This window comes from Crocosphaera sp. XPORK-15E, from assembly GCF_034931425.1.
In the GTDB taxonomy this organism is placed as follows: domain Bacteria; phylum Cyanobacteriota; class Cyanobacteriia; order Cyanobacteriales; family Microcystaceae; genus UHCC-0190.
The window spans coordinates 52862-66745 of the sequence record NZ_JAYGHQ010000007.1 but is presented as its reverse complement, the minus strand read 5'-3'; the positions used below and the strand labels follow the sequence as shown (position 1 = coordinate 66745).

Sequence of the window (13884 nt, the reverse complement as noted above, 5' to 3'; positions counted from 1 at the left end):
TATTAAGCCCCTACGGTGAAAAATCTGCACCGACAAATCCCAGTAACTCCCCCAAACAGCTATGACCACTCAAACTCCCCCTCTCGTTTCCTTACAAGACCCCAAAGATGTCTCTATTGATGTCATTGAGGCAGAATTACGCAGTATTTGGCAAAACTACAGCAATAATGAAGATGGTATTATCGCAACCCGCGCCACCACCTTCACCTTTATTGTTTATGAACCCGAACCCACTCAATATCTCTTAGCGGTTTTAGGCTTTTATACCGGCCCTATTGATGGTATTGCCGGGCCCCGTACCACCGCCGCTATTAAATCGGCTCAAAAAGCCTACGGACTGGAAATTACGGGCAAATCTAATCAAGCATTTATTGAAAAATTACAAGCAGAATTTGAGAAAGTCAAAGCAGAAGGTGAATTAAGCGATGCTCAACAAATGGTCGCTAAGGCATATTCTCCTGACTTAGAAGGAACAGGTGTTACGGATAGTATTGCTGCTTCTAACCCCTGCCGTATTATTACCCTTTGTCCCACTGTTGGCGAAGATGATGGGGTCAAAGTTCAGGTGTCCGCCTACTGTCCCATTAATAAGCGCAGTCAAAATACCCTAATCTGTTGTGAATATATTACCCTACGGGGAACTGCTGCCGCTTTAGAAAGAATTGGCGGTATTATCTCAGAATTGACCATTAGTGGACTGCCTACCTTTGTTTGGTGGAAAGCGAGTCCTCAACCCGAATATGGACTATTTAAACGCTTAGCCTCTCAAGGGGATACAGTTATTGTTGACTCTAGTACCTTTAGTAGTCCCGAAGAAAACCTTTTAGAAATTGGCCAAATGTTGGAACAGAATATTCCCCTGGCTGATTTAAACTGGGGAAGAATTGCCCCCTGGCAAGAGTTAACGGCGGCGGCTTTTGATCCTCCAGAACGTCGTGGTGCTGTTTTAGAGGTTGACCGCGTTACTATTGATTATGAACGGGGAAATGCTTCTCAAGCCTTGATGTATTTGGGATGGGTGGCCAGTCGTTTACAATGGCGGCCTGTTGCCTATGAATATGAAGGAGGGGACTATGATATTCGTCGCATTAAATTCCTCAACAATGAACAGAATACCATTGAGGCAGAATTAGCAGGTGTTCCTTTGGTAGACTGGGGAGACGTTTTAGGGGACTTAATTAGTCTTAAATTGAGTTCTACTAACCTACAAGCTGACTGTTGTACCGTGTTGTGTTCCGGGACTACCGGATGTATGCGTATGGAAGCATCTGGTGGGGCCCAAGCTTGTCGTATTGAACAAGTGACCTCTTTAGCGGATCAAAATACGGAACACCTATTAGGAAGACAACTGCAACGGTGGGGAACTGATCCTCTCTATGAGGAAAGTTTAAAAGTTACGATGGCTATCCTTAAATTAGCTAATAATAACTAATTAATTGTGATGATTTTAAGGGCGGGTTTTAAGGGTAAAATTACTTTTAAAACTCGTCTCTTTTGTTAATCATCAAGGGGACTTTTTAGCATATTTTTAGTTGAATAGTACGCCGAACTTGATTAAGGAAAGGAGATTCAGATGGAGAGTAAGAAAGTATTGACATTGATCTGTGATTTGGGGTAAACTCAGGACTGAAAATTAAGTTGCACATCGCGTTATTTATGGATACGGGAGCCGCTTTTGTCACCTATGTCCCAGCAGTATTTATTCCAATACTTTTGCTGACTTTCGCCTGGTCTCCCTGGGATAGATGGCGATTGATCGGTGCCGTGTTAGTCATCGTTTTCTTGGTTCTCCTTACAGTCGCTCGCTTACAACTGGGGAATTCGTTTTCCGTGACTGCTCAGGCCAAGAAACTTGTTACTACAGGGGTTTATTCACGAATCCGCCATCCCATTTACGTATTTTCCTCTGTAATTATCTTAGGTTTCGCTTTCTACTTTAAAGCTCCTTTGATCGCAGCCATCCTGATCATTATTCTTCCAATGCAGTTCTTTCGGGCTTGTCAAGAAGAAAGGGTTTTAATTCAGTCCTTTGGCGAAATCTATCTGGTTTATCGAAAGACAACTTGGTTCTAAAAGGTATTTTCTCTTTTCAAGGCTATCAACCAACCCAAAAGCATAAATACTGAAACATAGACGAGACGAAATATGTCAAACTACTCTCCAAAGCCAGATCCCGAACACTATAAAGATCGTGACGAATATCTTGGTGCTAAACGAAAATGGGATAAAAAAGAGCTAGAAGCAGAACTAGAAAGGGTTCAATCAGCTAGAGAAGTTGCTGCTAGTCCTTGGTTTCAGAAATTCAGTCTTTTTCTGGCTCATGTAGTTTTTTTTGCGATGCTTTCCGTACTCATATTTAGCGAAGAGCATCGTAGCGATTTTTTCAAAACTATCGCAGATCCAAATCCATTATGGAGTGTTGCAAAGGCGATAGGATATATTTTATTATTATACATCATGTGTCTACTTATTTCACCTATTCTAGTTTGGCTTATTATTGGTGGAATAATGATAGGGATTTTAATGTTGTTTCTTGGGATGTTATAGTGCGATCGCCGATCTTGTAGTGCGATCGCGGATCTTGTAGGTTGGGTTGAGGAACGAAACCCAACGAGCATAACCGAATAAATAGGCGATCGCCATCAGATGAGATTTTTGTTAAACTGTTATAGTGCGATCGCGGATCTTGTAGTGCGATCGCCGATCTTGTAGGTTGGGTTGAGGAACGAAACCCAACCAATAACCCATTATGTGACTATTCTATTATTAGTGCGATCGCCGATCTTGTAGGGTGCGTTAACTGAAAGTACGGCACCTAATTTATTGAGTTATAATTGTTGTTAGTATGTTCAGCGATCTTATAGAGAATATTTATGAAACAAGTAGAGTTACTAAAACAGCACATTGTGGAACTTGATGATGATTCCTTTTCAAAACTGCGAGACTGGTTGATCGAATTTGACCAAACCAGATGGGATAAAAAGCTCGAAGCTGACTCTAACTCAGGTAAACTCGATTTCTTGATTAACGAGGCACTAGCTGAACATAAAGCAGGAAAGACGAAAGACCTTTGAAACACAAAACTGCTTCAAGTTTCTGGACTTGCTACCAACGTCTTCCCTTAGAAATCCGTAATCTCGCTGACAAAAACTTTAAACTGTTAAAAACCGATCCTTCTCACCCATCATTACAATTCAAGAAAGTTGGCAAAGTTTGGTCTGTCCGTGTCGGTTCTCATTACCGCGCGGTCGCTACACCAATTGAAGGTGGTTTTCTTTGGATTTGGATTGGTACTCATGCACAATATGACAAGCTTTTGTGATAAGTGCGATCGCCGATCTTGTCGGAGATTTTAATTAAATGTAACGCACCTAATTGATTGAGTTATAATTGTCGTTAAAATGTGGGAATTAAAAGCTTATTAAAAGTAATATTATGAATTATACAATTGAAGTTGAACAAGAAGAAGACGGACGCTGGATTGCGGAAGTAGTAGATTTACCAGGTGTCATGGTTTATGGTCAAACCGTTGAAGAAGCAATAACACAAGTTCAAGCACTAGCATTACGAATCTTAGCAGATAATCTAGAAAATGGAAAAAATGTCTCATCAGAGTTAATTAACGTATCTTTTCAACCAGCATGAGTCAATGGAGATCAACAAAAGCTAAGCAATTATTAGCCGCATTACTGCAAATTGGTTGGAAGATTAAACGAGAAACAAAAGGATCTCATCGTATTCTTTCCCATCCTGACTGGCCAGACTTCGTTTTTGCCTTTCATGATAGAGAGGAGATAGGCCCCAAGATGCTGTCCCGTATTGCTAAAAAAACAGGTTTGCAACCTAAAGATCTGTAGTGCGGTCTGCTTCGCAGTGCCTTCGGCAACGCTGATCATGTCGGGTGCGTTAATGAAATGTAACGCACTTAATTTATTGGGTTCTAATTTTTATTAGAATATAGAAATTAAAATAATATCATGAACATCTCAGCTACATTGAATGAAATTAACGCTTTGAATCTTGAAGATAGTGCGATCGCCGATCTTGTAGGTTGGGTTGAGGAACGAAACCCAACAAATAACCCATTCTGTGACTATTATATGATTAGGCGTTGAGTTTTACTTTATATCACCCAATCTAAGTTTCTATTCTCCGCCGATATTAGCATCAAATATGAGCCGTTCCGAAGCACCCCACATCAAATCATAAACTCCCGCTTCAACATAACGGTGAAAACTGGAATACTGCCAATCTTTTGGCGCAAAGACTAATCCGTGATGAACAGGATTATAATGAATATATTCCAAATGATTAATAAAATCTTGATCATCTCTAATTTGATGCTCCCAAAAACGACGTTGCCAAATCGCTTTTTCTCCCTTTTGTTGTCGAGATAAAGTCATTTTACCTTGATGAGAAGCATGACAGTGACGGCTAAAATAACTTTTAATTAACCGCCAGCGAGTTGAAAAATCCGCATCATTGTCGGGCAATGTCCAAATAGAATGGAGATGATCTGGTAAAATGACAATCCCATCAATTTTAAAAGGATGTTGTTTAATGACGTATCGAAAAGCTTCCCTAAGTAAATCTATATTTTCAGATTCACGCAAAATAGGGCGACGATGGTGGATAACAACGGTAAAAAAATAGGTGGCTCCAGGTGTTTTTGCCCGTCGATATTGCATAATTTTAAGAAAAAAATTGATCAAATTTGTGTTTGGTGTTGGGTTTCGTCCCCTTCGACTACCGCTCAGGACAACGCCTCAACCCAACCTACATTTATATTATTAGGATCTTGTAGATTTTGTAGGGTGCGTTAATGAAATGTAACGAACCTTAATTTATGGGTATTTATTTTAATCAAATAGATCACTATGACTGCCTGTTCTAATTAAAATCAATTCAGTTTGTGTTCGGTGATAAATTAATAACCAATCTGGCTCAATATGACATTCGCAATAAGGAAACCAATTTCCTGTTAACTGATGATTACGATAACTCATCTCAAGATTATTACCCGATTGTAAAATATTAACAACTGCTTCAAGTTTATCTATATTTTTACCTCTTTTACTAGCTCGTTTTAAATCTTTTTTAAACTGATTTGTTGTAACAATCTTAAGCAATTTATACCTCTAAATCTTGACGAAGTTCAGCAAAATTATTATAAGTTTTTAAATTATCCTTCTCATTAATTTCTTCTATTGCCTTAATCGTTTCCTCGTTTAAACTTCTTTGAATAAAAGGAATGTCTTTTGTCATAGCAACTTGACGATAAAATAGTTCTATAGCCTCATTTTTTGTCATACCAAACTGCTCAAAAATAGCCTCAGCTATTGTTTTTATATCTGATTCAATGGAAATATTAATAGATTCTTGTTCTCGCATAATCTTAAGATGATGGTCATCCAACTAAAAACTAACTATAGCATGATTTTAGTGCGATCGCCGCTCTTGTAGGTTGGGTTGAGGAACGAAACCCAACAAATAACCCATTCTGAGACTATTATATGATTAGTGCGATCGCGGATCTTGTAGTGCGATCGCAGATCTTGTAGGTTGGGTTGAGGAACGAAACCCAACGAGCATAACCGAACAAATAGGCGATCGCCATCACATGAGATTTTTGTTAAACTGTTATAGTAAGTAATTCAAACCTTAGTATGAGATCAAATTATTTATGGATACTCCATTTACAGCAATTATTAAAAAAGATGGGGATTGGTGGATTGGATGGATCGAAGAAGTAAAGGGAGTCAACGCTCAGGAATCTACAAAAGAAGAACTTATTGAAAGTCTAAAAGAAGCCCTAAAAGACATTTTAGAGCTAAATCGAGAAGAAGCTCGCCAAGAAGCATCTGAAAATTACGAAGAAATTCTAATTACTCCATGAAGCGAAGTGATTTGATTCGACATCTTGAACAACATGGATGTGAGTTGCTCCGTGAAGGATCTCGACATTCTATCTGGTGGAAACCAGCAACAAAAGATAAAACCGCCATTCCTCGTCATAGAGAAATAAAAGAGTTTTTAGCCAAGAAAATTTGTAAAGATCTCGATATTCCATCACTATAACCAATGTGAGCGCCGACGAGCAAAATAGGACGACGATGGTGGATAACAACGGTAAAAAAATAGGTGGCTCCAGGTGTTTTTGCCCGTCGATATTGCATAATTGTAAGAAAAAAATTGATCAGATTTGCGTTCGGTGTTGGGTTTCGTCCCTCAACCCAACCTACATTTATATTATTAGGAGCTTGTAGATCTTGTAAGGTGTGTTAATGAAATGTAACGCACCTAATTTATTGGGTTATAATTTTTATTAAAATATAGAGAGTAAATAAATGAAAAAAAAATATGTTTACTGGCAAAATGATGATATGTGGTTAGGTTATCTTGAAGAATATCCTGATTACTGGACTCAAGGGGAAACCGAGGAGGAGTTAAGAGAAAACCTGCTCGATATTTATCATGAGTTAACTAATGGCACTATAAGCAATATTCGTAAAATAGCAGAACTTGAAGTATCGTGAAGCGAAGATATTTAATCAAACAGCTTGAGGCAATGGGCTGTGTATTTATTCGTCATGGTGGCAAACATGATTGGTACCAAAACCTAAAAACAAAGGTTTCTCAACCTATTCCTAGACACAGAGAAATTAAAGAACAGCTTGCAAAACATATTATCAAAATGCTAAGCGATAATGAAACTTAGTGCGGTCTGCTCCGCAGTGCGATCGGCAACGCCGACGAGTGTAGATTGGGTGATCGGAACTCAACCCAACGAGCATAACCGAACAAATCGGCGATCGCCTTTCATCAGGGTTGATGAGGAAGCAAGATAGTACAAAAAAACGTTATATAAGATATATTTGTACTGATTGATTGGGGATTGGCCAAAAAACTAACCGAAAGTAAGTTAATGTTAATATTAATTTCAAAATTTAATTTGTAGACTGCATGAGAATCTTAGTAACGGGCGGTGCTGGTTTCATCGGTTCCCACCTAATTGACCGATTAATGGAACAGAAACACGATGTTCTCTGTTTAGATAACTTCTACACTGGTCATAAGCGAAATCTTCTCAAGTGGATGGGAAATCCTTACTTTGAGTTGATTCGCCATGACATCACCGAACCGATTCGCTTAGAAGTAGATCAGATTTATCATCTGGCCTGTCCCGCTTCTCCCGTACATTATCAATTTAATCCCGTTAAAACGATTAAAACCAATGTTTTAGGGACATTGTATATGTTGGGATTAGCGAAACGGGTCAATGCGAGATTACTTTTAGCCTCTACTTCGGAAGTTTATGGTGATCCCGATGTCCATCCCCAACCCGAAGAATATCGAGGTAATGTGAACTGTACAGGGTTACGGGCCTGTTATGACGAAGGTAAACGGGTGGCTGAAACCTTAGCCTTTGAATATCATCGAGAACACAAAGTCGATATTCGTGTTGCTCGAATTTTTAATACTTATGGGCCACGAATGTTAGAAAATGACGGTCGTGTGGTGAGTAATTTTATTGTTCAAGCCTTGCAAGGAAAACCCTTAACCATTTACGGGGATGGTTCTCAAACTAGAAGTTTCTGCTATGTTTCTGACTTAGTAGAAGGATTAATGCGGCTCATGAATGGGGATTATATTGGGCCTGTGAACTTGGGAAATCCAGGAGAATATACTATTTTAGAGTTGGCTCAAATTATTCAAGGAATGATCAATCCTGATGCAGAATTAATTTTTAAACCCTTACCTGAAGATGATCCCAAACAAAGACAACCTGATATCACCAAAGCCAAAACCTATTTAGATTGGGAACCAACAATTCCTTTAAAAGAAGGGTTAGAATTGGCGATTAGTGATTTTCGAGAACGGGTATCATCAATCTAACTGTCGTGTTTTAATATTAACAAGAGGATAAAAAAATATGCGCGTTTGTGTCATTGGAACTGGTTATGTAGGCTTGGTTACGGGGGTTTGCTTAGCCCACATTGGTCATCATGTGATTTGTGTGGATAACAATGAAGAAAAAGTCAAATTAATGAAATCAGGTCAGTCCCCGATTTATGAACCTGGACTGTCAGAATTAATGCACAGTTCCACTGAATCGGGTAAATTAGAGTTTACATCTGATGTAGCCGCGGGGGTAGAACATGGAGAAATTCTCTTTATTGCCGTAGGGACTCCTGCCTTACCCACAGGGGAAAGTGATACCCGTTACGTTGAAGCTGTCGCCCGTGGTATCGGCGAGAATTTGCGTGGGGGTTACAAAGTTATTGTCAATAAATCAACCGTTCCCATTGGCTCTGGGGACTGGGTAAGAATGATTGTTCTTGACGGCTTAGCGAAACGTCAGGAAGCTAATTCAAGCGCAGAGTTTGATGTGGTGAGTAACCCAGAATTTTTACGGGAAGGCTCGGCAGTTTATGATACTTTTAACCCCGATCGCATTGTGTTAGGGAGTAATAGTGACAAAGCGATCGCCATGATGCAGCAACTCTATGCGCCTTTGGTAGAGCGTAAATTTGCTGAAAATATGACCCTTCCCCCTGTTCCCGTGGTGGTAACAGATTTAAACTCAGCCGAAATGATTAAATATGCGGCGAATGCTTTCTTAGCCACTAAGATTAGTTTTATTAACGAAGTTGCCAATGTTTGCGATCGCGTGGGTGCTGATGTTACCCAAGTCGCCAGAGGAATTGGGTTAGACTCCCGTATTGGCAATAAATTCCTGCAAGCGGGTATTGGTTGGGGGGGTTCTTGTTTTCCCAAAGATGTTTTAGCCTTAATTCATACAGCCAATGATTATGGTTATGAAACTGAGTTGTTGAATGCAGCAGTTCAAGTCAATCAACGGCAACGGTTAATTGCGGTAGAAAAGCTACAAAAAGAACTAAAAATTCTCAAAGGGAAAACAATTGGTTTGCTAGGGTTAACCTTTAAGCCTGATACAGATGATATGCGTGATGCACCCGCATTAATTATCATTGAACAACTAAATCGTTTAGGAGCAAAAGTTAAAGCTTATGACCCCATTGTCTCTCAATCAGGATTAAGTCATGGCTTATCAGGGGTAATTATTGAAACCAATCCTGAAATGTTAGCAGATAATTGTGATGCCTTAGTCTTAGTCACAGACTGGCAACAATTCCTCACTCTTGATTATGGCAAAATGGCTAAAGTAATGCTCAATCCTGTGATTATTGATGGTCGAAATTTCTTAGATCGTTCTAAACTGGAGCAAGCGGGTTTCAATTATGTTGGCATTGGCCGCTAGATTGTTCATAATCTCTAACAAACTCAATCCTTAAGATTACGGTTGTGAGCGTATCTTGTCGAACAAAGGGCGTATGCTATACGCCCCTACAAAAACGAAATTCATCCCACGGTAGGGGCGCAAGCCTTGCGCCCACAATGTAACATATTAAACAAAATTATTGGACTGAAGGAGGAAGGGTTTCAGTCCCCTTCCTTTAGGGTGTATCGTGTCGTCTTGCGATAAACTAGAAAAGTCTCAATATGTATTTAAGAGGACTCCTCTCTATTCATATTCCGGGTAATTTAGATCCAGTCTGCGCTGGTCATGAAGGCAACGCCGCCCCCCTTGTGGTACCACTTAAATTAAAAGTGAGTGCTAATCATTTGTCAAACCTAACTCTAAATAGCTCCTATGAAAAAAGACCTGACGCGTTATCGTAATATTGGCATCTTCGCCCATGTAGATGCGGGCAAGACAACCACCACCGAAAGAATTTTAAAACTAACAGGTAAGATTCATAAAATCGGTGAGGTGCATGAAGGTGCGGCCACAACAGATTTCATGGAACAAGAGCAGGAACGGGGGATCACCATTCAATCTGCTGCCACTAGCTGCTTCTGGAAAGACCACCAATTTAACATTATTGACACACCAGGCCACGTTGATTTTACCATTGAGGTCTATCGTTCTCTCAAGGTTTTAGACGGTGGGATTGGGGTTTTCTGTGGCTCAGGGGGCGTAGAACCCCAATCCGAAACCAACTGGCGTTATGCTAATGATTCTGAGGTAGCTCGGATTATCTATGTCAATAAAATGGATCGCACGGGAGCCGATTTCTTTAGCGTTGTCAAGCAAGTTAAAGATATTCTCGCGGCTAAACCCTTAGTCATGGTGTTGCCTATTGGCCTTGAAACGGAGTTTCGTGGGGTTGTGGACTTGCTTACCCGTAAAGCTTGGATTTGGGATGATTCTGGCGATCCCATGAACTACACAATTCAGGAAGTCCCCGCTGATATGGTGGATGATATGGAGTCCTATCGTGAGCAGTTAATTGAAACGGCGATCGAGCAAGATGACGAGATCATGGAAAAATATCTCGAAGGGGAAGAGCTAGAAATTGAGGAAATTCAGCGATGTATCCGTAAAGGAACCCGCGATCTCGCCTTTTTCCCTACCTATTGCGGTTCATCCTTCAAAAACAAAGGGGTGCAATTGGTACTCGATGCGGTTGTGGATTACTTGCCTAACCCCACAGAGGTTAAACCCCAACCAGAAGTCGATCTCGAAGGCAATGAGACGGGAACATTTGCCATTGTAGACCCAGAAAAACCCTTACGGGCCTTAGCCTTTAAGATCATGGATGATCGCTTTGGGGCCTTAACCTTCACCCGTTTGTATTCAGGAACCATCTCTAAAGGGGATACGATCCTGAACACCGCTACTGGCAAAACTGAGCGGATCAGTCGTTTAGTGGAAATGCACGCTAATTCCCGCGAAGAAATTGAGTCGGCCCAAGCAGGGGACATTATAGCCATTGTTGGCATGAAAAATGTCCAAACTGGTCATACTCTCTGTGATCCCAAGTTTCCCGCAACCCTAGAACCCATGGTCTTTCCTGACCCTGTGATCTCCATGTCGGTCTTTCCCAAGAAGAAAGGGGAAAATGAAAAGATGGGCATGGCTTTAAGTAAAATGGTTCAAGAAGATCCCTCTTTTTATGTAGAAACGGATCAAGAAAGTGGCGAAACCATTATTAAAGGGATGGGAGAATTACACCTAGATATTAAGGTTGACATTCTCAAACGTACCCACGGGGTTGAAGTAGAAGTAGGTAAACCCCAAGTTGCTTACCGTGAATCTATTACCAAAACTATCGCAGATAGTTACGTCCACAAGAAACAATCTGGGGGATCGGGTCAATTTGGTAAGATTGATTATATTGTTGAGCCTGGTGAACTCGGTAGTGGCTTCACCTTCGAGTCTAAGGTGACAGGGGGTAACGTTCCCAGAGAATACTGGCCCGCAGTTCAGAAAGGCTTTCAAGCAAGCATTGATAAGGGTGTTTTAGCTGGATTCCCTTGTGTAGATTTGAAGGTGACATTGACAGATGGGGGTTTTCACCCTGTTGACTCCTCGGCGATCGCCTTTGAAATTGCTGCGAGAGCGGGTTATCGTCAATCGATCCCCAAGGCGGGGCCTCAATTATTAGAACCGATCATGAATGTGGATGTGTTCACCCCTGAAGATTATATGGGGGATGTAATTGGGGATCTTAACCGTCGTCGTGGCATGATTAAGTCTCAGAATTCAACCCCAATGGGGGCGCGGATTAAGGCTGATGTGCCTTTGAGTGAGATGTTTGGCTATATTGGTGATTTACGGACGATGACCTCGGGCCGTGGTCAATTCTCTATGGAATTTTCTCACTACGCCCCTTGTCCTTCTAATGTGGCAGAAGAAGTGATTAAGGAAGCGAAAGAGCGTCAAGCGGCTTCTTAGGCTTGTTTCTGATGATAATTCTTTAAGGATTCCTGGCTGATTATAATTCGGCCAGGAATTTTTGTATACTGTCTAGATTGTTATTTTGATTAGTTATTTGGGCAATCTAAAAGTAGCCATCCTTTCAAAATGGAAATCCTCTGACAATGACTCAATGCTTGACCCCTAATTGTCTTGATTATAATCCTACCAGTCATTTTTTCTGTCAAAAGTGTGGCGCAACCCTTAGATTAGGAGATCGCTATCGTCCCATTAGTTTGATAGGAGAAGGTGCTTTTGGTCGCACATTTAAGGCGGTAGATGAACACCGTCTCAACACTCCTTGTGTCATCAAACAGTTTATTTTTACAGATCCTAATCCTAAAACCCTAGAAAAAGCAGTAGTATTATTCAAGCAAGAGGCACAAAGGCTTTTTGAATTGGGAAAACACCCACAGATTCCTGATTTATTCGCTTATTTTGAACAGGAAGGAAAATCTTATCTCATCCAAGAATTAGTTGATGGGGAAGATTTACTCAAAGTATTACAACAACAAACCTTATCAGAAACAGAAGTTAAACAATTTCTGCTTGATTTGCTCCCTGTATTGCAGTTTATCCACGAAAGAAATGTTATTCATCGAGATATTAAGCCAGATAATATAATTCGTGCTAAAGATGGCAAATTAGTCTTAATTGATTTTGGGGTATCTAAACAAATCAACGCCATAACAACAGTAGGAACAACCACCGGAACCCCTGGATATGCTTCACCGGAGCAAATGCGAGGAATGGTGTATCCTGCGAGTGATTTATATGGGTTAGGGGTAACAGCCATACGCTTATTAACTGGATGTATCCCCCAACAGCGCAATAATTCTCTGATAGACGAAATTTATAATCCCTTAGAGATGAAATGGGTGTGGCGAGACTATTTACAGCAACAGGGCAAAACCGTTAGTCCCACATTGGGCGAAATATTAGACAAATTAATCCAAGAGAAGGTTAAAAACCGATTTCAGTCAGCAGAGGAGGCTTTAAACGCTTTAAAAACAAACTCAATATCCGTAAACATTGGTTATCGATTTCTACAAAACATCTTTACAAAATTACAACAAACAACGGTTATTTCTCCTAATTCTGCTCCCAAGGAAAGCCAAACTGTTCAAAATCCTCTATATCAACCTCCTTCAAAACCTCAACCAACGATTATTGTTGGAAACTCTCCTCAACCAGTAACCACTCAACCTCAACGGAGCAATTTGGGATTTTCTGCCAAAAATTCGGATTATCCCACTCAAACATTTTCCTATGAAACAGTAACAGTTAAGGTCACTGCATCAGGGATAGACTATGAACAAAAACAAGGAAAAGCCAACTATTTCACCGTCCACTTAGGTAATAGCGAAACACTGGACATGGTGGCAATTCCCCCAGGTAAATTTCTGATGGGTGCGCCAGAAAGCGAAGAAGAAAGTAAAAATTATGAACGTCCTCAACATTGGGTTACGCTTCAATCTTTTTATATGAGCAAATTCCCTATAACTCAGGGACAATATCAAGGGATTATGGGGGAAAATCCCTCACGTTTTAACGGACAAAATCAACCTGTTGAACGAGTCTCTTGGGATAATGCAATCAAATTTTGCGAGAAACTTAGTCAGAAGACTAGATTAAAGTTTAGTTTACCCAGTGAATCTCAATGGGAATATGCTTGTCGTGCAGGGACAACGACCCCTTTTTACTATGGAGAAACCATAACAACCGACCTCACTAACTATAATGGCAATTATGTTTATGGCAACGGGTTAAAAGGGGGTTATCGTAAAAAAACAACCGATGTACGAAGTTTTCCCCTTAATGCTTTTGGTTTATATGATATGCACGGGAATGTCTGGGAATGGTGTACAGATACTTGGCATGATGATTATCATAATGCCGTAAATAATGGCAGTGCATGGGTTAACCAAGAAAGTAGTAGATGTGTCATACGCGGAGGTAGCTGGGTCGATAATCCGAAAAATTGTCGTTCAGCAAGTCGAAACTACTTTGAACGGGAAAACTATTCTCACCACATCGGCTTTCGGGTGATCTGTCCCCTGAATATAACTAAAATTAGAACTTGATAGTGTTAGAGCAGG

The 13884-nt window shown here is 40.4% G+C and carries 20 protein-coding genes; 17 read left to right on the top strand and 3 right to left on the bottom strand.

Going from position 1 to position 13884, the window contains the following annotated elements:
- The first annotated feature begins 61 nt into the window (after nt 1-61).
- The 8 genes from opcA to VB691_RS08685 all read left to right on the top strand — a co-directional run bounded on the left by opcA (nt 62) and on the right by VB691_RS08685 (nt 4115).
- Nucleotides 62-1432 carry a glucose-6-phosphate dehydrogenase assembly protein OpcA gene (gene opcA / locus VB691_RS08720; RefSeq protein ID WP_323291099.1) on the top strand — a complete coding sequence of 457 codons (1371 nt, stop codon included), beginning with the start codon at nt 62-64 and terminating at the stop codon, nt 1430-1432.
- A 206-nt stretch (nt 1433-1638) separates the two neighbouring features.
- Nucleotides 1639-2073 (top strand): methyltransferase family protein, encoded by a 435-nt coding sequence (locus VB691_RS08715; protein WP_323291098.1) that lies wholly within the window; start codon nt 1639-1641, stop codon nt 2071-2073.
- A 72-nt stretch (nt 2074-2145) separates the two neighbouring features.
- On the top strand, nt 2146-2547 hold the full coding sequence (locus tag VB691_RS08710) for a hypothetical protein (protein WP_323291097.1): 402 nt from the start codon (nt 2146-2148) through the stop codon (nt 2545-2547).
- A gap of 326 nt (nt 2548-2873) precedes the next feature.
- Nucleotides 2874-3074 (top strand): hypothetical protein, encoded by a 201-nt coding sequence (locus tag VB691_RS08705; RefSeq protein WP_323291096.1) that lies wholly within the window; start codon nt 2874-2876, stop codon nt 3072-3074.
- Nucleotides 3071-3322 (top strand): hypothetical protein, encoded by a 252-nt coding sequence (locus tag VB691_RS08700; protein ID WP_015784918.1) that lies wholly within the window; start codon nt 3071-3073, stop codon nt 3320-3322. The genes VB691_RS08705 and VB691_RS08700 overlap by 4 nt, the downstream gene beginning before the upstream one ends.
- 113 nt (nt 3323-3435) lie before the next feature.
- Nucleotides 3436-3645 (top strand): type II toxin-antitoxin system HicB family antitoxin, encoded by a 210-nt coding sequence (locus VB691_RS08695; RefSeq protein ID WP_323291095.1) that lies wholly within the window; start codon nt 3436-3438, stop codon nt 3643-3645.
- Nucleotides 3642-3857: a type II toxin-antitoxin system HicA family toxin gene (locus VB691_RS08690; RefSeq protein ID WP_323291094.1), complete on the top strand. Its 216-nt coding sequence runs from the start codon at nt 3642-3644 to the stop codon at nt 3855-3857. The genes VB691_RS08695 and VB691_RS08690 overlap by 4 nt, the downstream gene beginning before the upstream one ends.
- 120 nt (nt 3858-3977) lie before the next feature.
- The gene (locus VB691_RS08685) at nt 3978-4115 is read left to right on the top strand and encodes a hypothetical protein (protein ID WP_323291093.1); all 138 of its coding nucleotides are present in this window, start codon (nt 3978-3980) and stop codon (nt 4113-4115) included.
- Between the two features lie 30 nt (nt 4116-4145).
- On the opposite strand, the gene VB691_RS08680 is transcribed toward VB691_RS08685, so the two are convergent.
- The 3 genes from VB691_RS08680 to VB691_RS08670 all read right to left on the bottom strand — a co-directional run bounded on the left by VB691_RS08680 (nt 4146) and on the right by VB691_RS08670 (nt 5391).
- Nucleotides 4146-4688: an REP-associated tyrosine transposase gene (locus VB691_RS08680; protein WP_323291092.1), complete on the bottom strand. Its 543-nt coding sequence runs from the start codon at nt 4686-4688 to the stop codon at nt 4146-4148.
- 171 nt (nt 4689-4859) lie between these two features.
- The gene (locus tag VB691_RS08675) at nt 4860-5129 is read right to left on the bottom strand and encodes a type II toxin-antitoxin system YafQ family toxin (protein ID WP_323291091.1); all 270 of its coding nucleotides are present in this window, start codon (nt 5127-5129) and stop codon (nt 4860-4862) included.
- A gap of 1 nt (nt 5130) precedes the next feature.
- Nucleotides 5131-5391 (bottom strand): type II toxin-antitoxin system RelB/DinJ family antitoxin, encoded by a 261-nt coding sequence (locus VB691_RS08670; protein WP_323291090.1) that lies wholly within the window; start codon nt 5389-5391, stop codon nt 5131-5133.
- A 292-nt stretch (nt 5392-5683) separates the two neighbouring features.
- On the opposite strand from VB691_RS08670, the gene VB691_RS08665 reads away from it, so the two are divergent.
- The 9 genes from VB691_RS08665 to VB691_RS08625 all read left to right on the top strand — a co-directional run bounded on the left by VB691_RS08665 (nt 5684) and on the right by VB691_RS08625 (nt 13869).
- Nucleotides 5684-5896, top strand: a complete 213-nt coding sequence (locus VB691_RS08665) for a type II toxin-antitoxin system HicB family antitoxin (protein ID WP_323291089.1) — start codon at nt 5684-5686, stop codon at nt 5894-5896.
- Nucleotides 5893-6078 (top strand): type II toxin-antitoxin system HicA family toxin, encoded by a 186-nt coding sequence (locus tag VB691_RS08660; protein WP_323291088.1) that lies wholly within the window; start codon nt 5893-5895, stop codon nt 6076-6078. The genes VB691_RS08665 and VB691_RS08660 overlap by 4 nt, the downstream gene beginning before the upstream one ends.
- 269 nt (nt 6079-6347) lie before the next feature.
- Entirely contained in the window at nt 6348-6536 is a 189-nt protein-coding gene (locus VB691_RS08655; protein ID WP_323291087.1) for a type II toxin-antitoxin system HicB family antitoxin, read from the top strand.
- Nucleotides 6533-6718 (top strand): type II toxin-antitoxin system HicA family toxin, encoded by a 186-nt coding sequence (locus VB691_RS08650; protein ID WP_323291086.1) that lies wholly within the window; start codon nt 6533-6535, stop codon nt 6716-6718. Before VB691_RS08655 ends, VB691_RS08650 begins: the two co-directional genes overlap by 4 nt.
- On the top strand, nt 6708-6848 hold the full coding sequence (locus tag VB691_RS08645) for a hypothetical protein (RefSeq protein ID WP_323291085.1): 141 nt from the start codon (nt 6708-6710) through the stop codon (nt 6846-6848). Before VB691_RS08650 ends, VB691_RS08645 begins: the two co-directional genes overlap by 11 nt.
- A gap of 115 nt (nt 6849-6963) precedes the next feature.
- On the top strand, nt 6964-7896 hold the full coding sequence (locus tag VB691_RS08640) for a UDP-glucuronic acid decarboxylase family protein (protein ID WP_323291084.1): 933 nt from the start codon (nt 6964-6966) through the stop codon (nt 7894-7896).
- A gap of 37 nt (nt 7897-7933) precedes the next feature.
- A complete protein-coding gene (locus VB691_RS08635; protein WP_323291083.1) occupies nt 7934-9283 on the top strand; it encodes a UDP-glucose/GDP-mannose dehydrogenase family protein in 1350 nt (449 codons plus the stop codon).
- A 393-nt stretch (nt 9284-9676) separates the two neighbouring features.
- A complete protein-coding gene (fusA, locus tag VB691_RS08630) occupies nt 9677-11764 on the top strand; it encodes an elongation factor G (RefSeq protein WP_323291082.1) in 2088 nt (695 codons plus the stop codon).
- A 146-nt stretch (nt 11765-11910) separates the two neighbouring features.
- Nucleotides 11911-13869 (top strand): bifunctional serine/threonine-protein kinase/formylglycine-generating enzyme family protein, encoded by a 1959-nt coding sequence (locus VB691_RS08625; RefSeq protein WP_323291081.1) that lies wholly within the window; start codon nt 11911-11913, stop codon nt 13867-13869.
- The last annotated feature ends 15 nt before the right edge of the window (nt 13870-13884 follow it).